Below are 7,777 nucleotides of genomic sequence, written 5' to 3' on the forward strand. Positions count from 1 at the left end.
ATGAATACCACTATTGCCCAACAAATTGCCAACGAAGGCGGCGTTGAAGCGTATCTGCACGCTCAGCAGCACAAAAGCCTGCTGCGCTTTCTGACCTGCGGCAGCGTCGATGACGGGAAAAGCACCCTGATCGGCCGTCTGCTGCACGATACCCGCCAGATCTATGAAGATCAGCTCTCTACGCTGCATAACGACAGTAAACGCCACGGCACGCAGGGCGAAAAACTCGACCTTGCGCTGCTGGTGGACGGCCTGCAAGCGGAGCGTGAGCAGGGCATTACCATTGATGTGGCCTATCGCTATTTCTCCACGGAGAAGCGCAAATTTATCATCGCCGATACGCCAGGGCATGAGCAGTACACCCGCAATATGGCCACCGGCGCGTCCACCTGCGATCTGGCGATTTTGTTGATCGATGCGCGTAAAGGCGTGCTGGATCAAACCCGTCGCCACAGCTTTATCTCCACGCTGCTGGGTATCAAGCACCTGGTGGTGGCAGTGAATAAAATGGATCTGGTGGAATTTAGCGAAGAGATCTTCGAAAACATCCGCCAGGACTACCTGACCTTTGCTGAACAACTGCCGGGCAGCCTGGATATCCGTTTCGTGCCGCTGTCGGCGCTGGAAGGCGATAACGTTGCCAGCCAGAGCGAAAAAATGCCGTGGTACAGCGGCCCGACGCTGCTGGAAGTGCTGGAAATCGTCGAGATCCAGCGCGTAGTCGATACCCAGCCGATGCGTTTCCCGGTGCAGTATGTTAACCGCCCGAACCTCGACTTCCGTGGTTTCTCCGGTACGCTGGCGTCCGGCGTGGTGAGCGTGGGTCAACGCATTAAAGTGCTGCCATCAGGCGTGGAATCGACCATTACCCGCATCGTCACGTTTGATGGCGATTTACAGGAAGCGGGAGCGGGCGAAGCCATTACGCTGGTGCTGAAAGATGAGATCGACATCAGCCGCGGCGACCTGATTCTTGATGCGCAGGAAACCCTGCCAGCCGTACAGCGCGCGTCGCTTGACGTGGTGTGGATGGCGGAACAGCCGTTGCAACCGGGCCAGAGCTTTGACATCAAAGTGGCGGGCAAAAAGACGCGCGCACGCGTCGATGCCATTCAGTATCAGGTGGACATCAACAATCTGACGCAGCGCCAGGTCGAGAGCCTGCCGCTGAACGGCATTGGTCTGGTTGATTTGACCTTTGATGAACCGCTGACGCTGGACGCGTATCAGCAAAACCCGGTCACCGGCGGCATTATCTTTATCGATCGGCTGAGCAACGTGACCGTGGGCGCGGGTATGGTGCGTGATGTTCATATTGAACAGACGACCAGCGCCTCGGAGTTCAGCGCGTTTGAACTGGAGCTGAACCAGCTTATCCGTAAGCACTTCCCGCACTGGGGCGCGCGCGATCTGCTGGGAGGCAAATAATGGCTCTGCATGACGAAAATGTCGTCTGGCATGCCCATCCGGTAACGCCTGAGCAGCGCGAACAACTCCACGGTCACCGTGGGGTTGTGCTGTGGTTTACCGGGCTCTCCGGCTCCGGCAAATCGACGGTCGCTGGCGCGCTGGAAGAGGCGCTGCATAAGGCAGGTGTCAGTACTTATCTGCTGGATGGCGACAATGTGCGCCACGGTTTGTGCAGCGATCTCGGCTTTAGTGATGACGATCGCAAAGAGAATATCCGCCGCGTCGGCGAAGTAGCCAAACTGATGGTGGAATCCGGGCTGGTGGTGCTGACGGCATTTATTTCGCCGCACCGCGCTGAGCGCCAGATGGTGCGTGAACGCCTCGGGGAAGGGCGTTTTATCGAAGTGTTTGTCGATACGCCGCTGGCGATTTGTGAAGCGCGCGATCCTAAAGGGTTGTACAAGAAAGCGCGCGCCGGTGAACTGCGTAATTTCACCGGGATTGATTCGGTTTACGAAGCGCCCAAATCGCCGGAAGTTCACCTGCAAGGTGAACAATTGGTAACAAATTTGGTCAGCCAATTATTAGACCTCCTCCGGGAGAGCGATATTATCAGATCCTGAGACGGTACTGGCGATACGCGCCTTCTTCAGGCATTACGGCGTTGAGATTACGCTTCCTGAATTGGCGCACGTATCTCCTGTTTACCGGTCGTACAGGCAACAGGATCCGATATGCGTAACAGTCAGAACATCACCCTCACACGGTCGCCACCACTCCCTGCGACCTCCGACGAAACCACATGGTCTTTTCCCGGGGCCGTGGTGGGGTTCGTTGCATGGCTGCTGGCGCTGGCGATCCCGTTTATGATTTACGGTTCCAACACGCTATTTTTCTTTCTCTATACCTGGCCGTTTTTCCTCGCGCTGATGCCCGTCTCCGTGGTGGTCGGCATTGCATTGTATTCGCTGCTCGGTGGCCGGTTGCTTTACAGCAGCGTGGCGACGCTGTTGACGGTCGCCGCCATGTTTGGCGTGCTGTTTATGTGGTTGCTGGGCTAGCGGCCTTACGTCAAAGCGTAACCCTCATTAAGGCAATGTGTCCGGCTACGGTTCGGAAGACATTTATGATAAAGTCTGGCGCTTGCGCGGCATCGCCCGGCCCCGGAGTGGAGTCTGACGAAAAGTTATGGGATGATGGTGCCGTTTTTCAGGGGGCAGGATGGGTAAACTAACGCTGCTATTGCTGGCTTTACTGGTCTGGCTACAGTACTCGCTGTGGTTTGGCAAGAATGGTCTGCATGACTACGGCCGCGTCAGCGAAGATGTGGCGACACAGCAGGCGACGAACGCCAAATTAAAATCGCGTAACGATCAGCTTTTCGCCGAAATTGACGACCTCAATGGCGGTCAGGAAGCGATTGAGGAACGCGCACGCAATGAATTAACCATGACTAAGCCGGGCGAAACGTTTTATCGTCTGGTGCCGGACTCGTCAAAGCGTACGCCGGGGTCAGCGCAAAACCAGAATCAGAATCAAAACACACAAAATAATCGATAAACAGTCCCGGGTTTACGACATGTCAGCACTAATTCCGGACGTCTGTGCCGTGGTGCCGGCCGCCGGATTCGGCCGCCGCATGCAAACGGAATGTCCTAAGCAGTATCTCTCCATTGGCCAAAAAACCATTCTTGAGCACGCCGTAGACGCGCTGCTTGCCCACCCGCGCGTCAGCCGGGTGATTATTGCCGTCAGTCCAGGCGACGAGCGCTTTGCCCGTCTGCCGCTGGCGCAACATCCGCAGATTACCGTGGTGAACGGCGGCGCAGAACGCGCTGATTCGGTGCTGGCGGGCTTAAAAGCCGCTGGCGACGCACAGTGGGTGCTGGTGCATGATGCCGCGCGTCCTTGTCTGCATCAGGATGATTTAAACCGGCTGTTACAGCTCAGCGAAACCAGCCGCGTCGGCGGTATTCTTGCCGCGCCGGTGCGCGACACCATGAAACGCGCGGAGCCGGGAAAAACAGCGATTGCCCATACCGTCGAGCGTAATGATTTATGGCATGCGCTAACGCCGCAATTTTTCCCGCTGCAACTGCTGCACGATTGCCTGACCCGCGCGCTAAATGAAGGCGCGACGATCACCGACGAAGCGTCGGCGCTGGAGTATTGCGGATTCCACCCGGAGTTGGTTGCCGGACGCGCGGATAATATTAAAGTGACCCGACCGGAAGATTTACGGCTGGCAGAATTCTATCTGACCCTTTCTGACCTTCAGGAGAAAGTATAATGCGCATTGGACACGGTTTTGACGTACACGCCTTTGGCGGTGAAGGCCCGATTATTATCGGCGGCGTACGCATTCCTTACGAGAAAGGGCTGCTGGCGCACTCTGATGGCGATGTGGCACTGCATGCGCTGACAGATGCTCTGCTGGGCGCGGCGGCGCTGGGCGACATCGGCAAACTGTTCCCGGATACCGATCCGGCATTTAAAGGCGCCGATAGCCGCGCGCTGCTGCGCGAGGCCTGGCGACGCATTCAGGCGAAGGGCTATACGCTGAGTAACGTTGATGTGACCATCATTGCCCAGGCGCCGAAAATGCTGCCGCACATTCCGCAGATGCGCGTCTTCATCGCCGAAGATCTCGGCTGCCATATGGATGATGTCAACGTCAAAGCCACCACCACCGAGAAACTTGGTTTTACCGGGCGTGGCGAAGGCATTGCCTGTGAAGCGGTAGCGCTGCTGGTGAAGGCGGCAAAATGACAGAATTCGAAAACCTGACCTGGCTGCATGGCAAACCAGCAGGTAGCGGGATCCTCAAAGCCAACCCGGAAGATTTCGTCGTTGTGGAAGATCTCGGCTTTGAACCGGATGGCGAAGGCGAACATATTCTGGTGCGTATTCTGAAAAGTGGCTGCAACACCCGTTTTGTGGCAGATGCGCTGGCAAAATTCCTAAAAATTCATGCACGCGAAGTGAGCTTCGCCGGGCAAAAAGATAAACATGCGGTGACCGAGCAATGGCTCTGCGCCCGCGTGCCTGGCAATACGATGCCGGATCTCAGCACGTTTGAGCTTGAAGGCTGTAAAGTGCTGGAGTATGCCCGCCATAAGCGCAAGCTGCGGCTGGGTGCATTGCAGGGCAACGCATTTACGCTGGTGCTGCGTGAAGTGAGCGATCGGGCGGATGTGGAAGCCCGTTTGCAGACCATCAGTGAAAAAGGTGTGCCGAATTATTTCGGTGCGCAGCGTTTTGGTATTGGCGGCAGCAATTTGCAGGGCGCGTTGCGCTGGGCGCAAAGCGCTGCGCCGGTTCGCGATCGTAATAAACGCAGCTTCTGGCTGTCGGCGGCGCGCAGCGCGTTGTTTAATCAAATCGTCAACGAACGATTGAAAAAAACAGACTTTAATCAAGTTGTTGACGGCGATGCGCTACAATTAGCGGGGCGTGGTAGCTGGTTTGTCGCCAGCGAGGAAGAGCGCGCGGAATTGCAGGCGCGCGTCGATGCGAAAACCTTAATGATTACCGCCGCGCTGCCGGGTAGCGGCGATTGGGGCGCGCAGCGCGCAGCGCTGGCGTTTGAGCAACAGGCGGTTGCCGATGCGCCGGAGTTACAGGCGTTGCTGGTGCGGGAAAAAGTAGAAGCTGCGCGCCGCGCAATGCTGCTCTATCCGCAGAAGCTTTGCTGGAACTGGTGGGATGATGTCACCGTCGAGTTACGTTTCTGGCTCCCGGCGGGAAGTTTTGCCACCAGCGTGATCAGGGAACTTATTAACACATCGGGTGATTATGCGAATATTGCTGAGTAACGATGACGGGATCCACGCGCCGGGAATCCAGACGCTGGCAAAAGCGCTGCGCGAGTTTGCCGATGTTCAGGTGGTCGCGCCCGATCGTAACCGCAGCGGTGCGTCTAATTCACTGACGCTCGAATCTTCGCTCCGTACTTTTACCTTTGAAAACGGTGATATCGCTGTACAGATGGGCACGCCGACCGACTGCGTTTTCCTTGGGGTGAACGCGCTGATGCGTCCGCGCCCGGATGTGGTGGTTTCCGGCATTAATGCCGGGCCGAATCTCGGCGACGATGTGATCTACTCTGGCACCGTTGCCGCTGCGATGGAAGGGCGTCATCTCGGTTTTCCGGCGCTGGCCGTCTCGCTCAACGGGCATACCCATTATGAAACGGCCGCCGCCGTCACCTGCTCTCTTCTGCGTGCGCTCAGCCGCGAGCCGCTGCGTACCGGGCGGATCCTCAATATCAACGTGCCGGATCTGCCGCTCGATCAGATCAAGGGTATTCGCGTTACCCGTTGCGGTAGCCGTCACCCGGCCGATCAGGTTATTCCGCAGCAGGATCCTCGCGGCAACACACTGTACTGGATTGGTCCGCCCGGGGAAAAATGCGATGCCGGGCCGGATACGGATTTTGCAGCCGTGGATGAAGGCTACGTCTCTGTCACGCCGTTGCATGTAGATTTAACAGCATACAGCGCGCATGATGTGGTGTCGGGCTGGCTGGATCGTGTCGGGGTGAATTCGCAATGGTGAGTAAACGCGTACAGGATCTTCTCAATCAATTACGCGCGCAGGGCATTAAAAATGAGCGGGTGCTTGAGGCGTTATCGCAAGTGCCGCGCGAGAAATTTATCGATGAGGCGTTTGAACACAAAGCGTGGGATAACGTCGCGTTACCTATTGGTCAGGGGCAAACCATTTCGCAGCCGTATATGGTGGCGCGAATGACCGAGCTGCTGGATCTGACACCTGCGTCGCGGGTGCTGGAAATCGGCACCGGCTCCGGCTATCAAACGGCGATTCTGGCGCGTCTGGTACACCATGTCTGTTCTGTTGAACGCATTAAAAGCCTGCAATGGCAGGCGCGCCGCCGCCTGAAACAGCTCGATCTACACAATGTTTCTACTCGTCACGGTGATGGCTGGCAGGGGTGGCAGGCCCGCGCTCCGTTTGACGCCATTATTGTGACCGCCGCACCGCCGGAGATCCCTGCCGCATTGATGTCGCAACTGGACGATGGCGGCCTTCTTGTTTTACCCGTAGGCGATGAAATGCAGCAGTTGAAGCGCGTTCGTCGGCGGGGAAGCGAATTTATTATTGATACTGTGGAAGCGGTGCGCTTTGTTCCGCTGATAAGAGGCGAACTGGCCTGAGTTACAGAGTTTTCCCTGGGATTTTCAGGCCGTAACAGCGTATGGTAGGCACATTTGCCGCCAGGCGTCGCGGTTATCTTTAAGTCATTGGTTATCTAAATATTGTTGGGGGATAAATGAGCGCGGGAAGCCCGAAATTCACCGTAAGCCGTATTGCGGCATTGTCACTGGTTTCGCTGTGGCTGGCAGGGTGTTCAAATTCCACTAATGCTCCAGCCCCGGTCAGTTCTGTTGGCGGCAACGCCAGTTCAAATTCCAGTTCCGGCAGCTCCGGAATGTTGATCACGCCGCCGCCAAAACTTGGTACATCATCGCAGCAGAAAATTCAGCCCGCGCAGCCAACGCAGATTCAGCCGGTGGCGCAGACGCCTGTTGAAACTGTTAACGGGCGCATCGTCTATAACCGCCAGTACGGCAATATTCCCAAAGGCAGCTATACCGGCGGTAGTACCTATACGGTGAAGCGTGGCGATACACTATTTTATATTGCGTGGATTACCGGGAACGATTTCCGTGATCTGGCGCAGCGTAATAATGTCGCCGCGCCTTATAACCTTGAAGTCGGGCAAACGTTGCAAGTGGGTAATGCATCCGGCACACCAATTACGGGTGGAAATGCCATTACTCGGGCTGATGATTCAGCACAAGGAATAGTCTCAAAACCTGCACAAAATTCCAGCGTAGTGGTTGCTTCGAAACCGACAATTACGTATTCTGAGGATTCAGGTGAACAAAGTGCTAACAAAATGTTGCCAAACAACAAGCCTGCGACAACCATCACAGCGCCTGTTACGGCACCTTCTGTAAGCTCAACCGAACCGACTGCCAGCAGTACATCTACCAGCGCGCCTATTGCTTCATGGCGCTGGCCGACTGAGGGCAAAGTTATCGACAACTTCTCTGCTACCGAAGGTGGCAATAAAGGCGTCGATATCTCCGGCAGCAAAGGACAGGCTATTGTCGCGACCGCAGATGGGCGCGTTGTATATGCCGGTAACGCGCTGCGCGGTTACGGTAATCTGATCATCATAAAACATAACGATGATTACCTGAGTGCCTACGCCCATAACGACACAATGCTGGTCCGGGAACAACAAGAAGTTAAGGCGGGGCAAAAAATAGCTACCATGGGTAGCACCGGAACCAGTTCTACACGCTTGCATTTTGAAATTCGTTACAAGGGGAAATCC

10 protein-coding genes are annotated in these 7,777 nt (G+C 56.1%); all 10 read left to right on the top strand.

Annotation, left to right across the window (positions count from 1 at the left end; genetic code table 11):
• A complete protein-coding gene (gene cysN, locus DK872_RS12090) occupies positions 1-1,428 on the top strand; it encodes a sulfate adenylyltransferase subunit CysN (protein ID WP_161518392.1) in 1,428 nt (475 codons plus the stop codon).
• The gene (gene cysC, locus DK872_RS12095) at positions 1,428-2,033 is read left to right on the top strand and encodes an adenylyl-sulfate kinase (RefSeq protein ID WP_007370384.1); all 606 of its coding nucleotides are present in this window, start codon (positions 1,428-1,430) and stop codon (positions 2,031-2,033) included. Before cysN ends, cysC begins: the two co-directional genes overlap by 1 nt.
• Positions 2,034-2,144: 111 nt before the next feature.
• Positions 2,145-2,471 carry a DUF3561 family protein gene (locus DK872_RS12100; protein WP_161518393.1) on the top strand — a complete coding sequence of 109 codons (327 nt, stop codon included), beginning with the start codon at positions 2,145-2,147 and terminating at the stop codon, positions 2,469-2,471.
• Positions 2,472-2,631: 160 nt separating this feature from the next.
• The gene (ftsB, locus tag DK872_RS12105) at positions 2,632-2,970 is read left to right on the top strand and encodes a cell division protein FtsB (RefSeq protein ID WP_007370386.1); all 339 of its coding nucleotides are present in this window, start codon (positions 2,632-2,634) and stop codon (positions 2,968-2,970) included.
• A 19-nt stretch (positions 2,971-2,989) separates the two neighbouring features.
• Positions 2,990-3,700: a 2-C-methyl-D-erythritol 4-phosphate cytidylyltransferase gene (gene ispD / locus DK872_RS12110; protein ID WP_090397893.1), complete on the top strand. Its 711-nt coding sequence runs from the start codon at positions 2,990-2,992 to the stop codon at positions 3,698-3,700.
• Positions 3,700-4,179, top strand: a complete 480-nt coding sequence (ispF, locus tag DK872_RS12115; RefSeq protein ID WP_007370388.1) for a 2-C-methyl-D-erythritol 2,4-cyclodiphosphate synthase — start codon at positions 3,700-3,702, stop codon at positions 4,177-4,179. The genes ispD and ispF overlap by 1 nt, the downstream gene beginning before the upstream one ends.
• The gene (truD, locus tag DK872_RS12120) at positions 4,176-5,225 is read left to right on the top strand and encodes a tRNA pseudouridine(13) synthase TruD (protein ID WP_071921353.1); all 1,050 of its coding nucleotides are present in this window, start codon (positions 4,176-4,178) and stop codon (positions 5,223-5,225) included. The genes ispF and truD overlap by 4 nt, the downstream gene beginning before the upstream one ends.
• The gene (gene surE / locus DK872_RS12125; protein WP_043956770.1) at positions 5,206-5,967 is read left to right on the top strand and encodes a 5'/3'-nucleotidase SurE; all 762 of its coding nucleotides are present in this window, start codon (positions 5,206-5,208) and stop codon (positions 5,965-5,967) included. Before truD ends, surE begins: the two co-directional genes overlap by 20 nt.
• Positions 5,961-6,587, top strand: coding sequence for a protein-L-isoaspartate(D-aspartate) O-methyltransferase (locus tag DK872_RS12130; protein ID WP_007370391.1), 627 nt, complete (start codon positions 5,961-5,963; stop codon positions 6,585-6,587). The genes surE and DK872_RS12130 overlap by 7 nt, the downstream gene beginning before the upstream one ends.
• Before the next feature lie 176 nt (positions 6,588-6,763).
• Positions 6,764-7,777, top strand: a 1,014-nt coding sequence (gene nlpD / locus DK872_RS12135) for a murein hydrolase activator NlpD (RefSeq protein WP_237656199.1), incomplete at its 3' end; no start/stop codon positions are given.

The organism is Kosakonia sp. MH5 (genome assembly GCF_009935945.1).
Taxonomy (GTDB): Bacteria; Pseudomonadota; Gammaproteobacteria; order Enterobacterales; family Enterobacteriaceae; genus Kosakonia; species Kosakonia radicincitans.

Bases quoted from the DNA above. Each gene is read 5' to 3' on its own strand.
- cysN (WP_161518392.1), top strand. From the start codon at position 1: ATGAATACCACTATTGCCCAACAAATTGCCAACGAAGGCGGCGTTGAA.
- cysC (WP_007370384.1), top strand. From the start codon at position 1,428: ATGGCTCTGCATGACGAAAATGTCGTCTGGCATGCCCATCCGGTAACG.
- DK872_RS12100 (WP_161518393.1), top strand. From the start codon at position 2,145: ATGCGTAACAGTCAGAACATCACCCTCACACGGTCGCCACCACTCCCT.
- ftsB (WP_007370386.1), top strand. From the start codon at position 2,632: ATGGGTAAACTAACGCTGCTATTGCTGGCTTTACTGGTCTGGCTACAG.
- ispD (WP_090397893.1), top strand. From the start codon at position 2,990: ATGTCAGCACTAATTCCGGACGTCTGTGCCGTGGTGCCGGCCGCCGGA.
- ispF (WP_007370388.1), top strand. From the start codon at position 3,700: ATGCGCATTGGACACGGTTTTGACGTACACGCCTTTGGCGGTGAAGGC.
- truD (WP_071921353.1), top strand. From the start codon at position 4,176: ATGACAGAATTCGAAAACCTGACCTGGCTGCATGGCAAACCAGCAGGT.
- surE (WP_043956770.1), top strand. From the start codon at position 5,206: ATGCGAATATTGCTGAGTAACGATGACGGGATCCACGCGCCGGGAATC.
- DK872_RS12130 (WP_007370391.1), top strand. From the start codon at position 5,961: ATGGTGAGTAAACGCGTACAGGATCTTCTCAATCAATTACGCGCGCAG.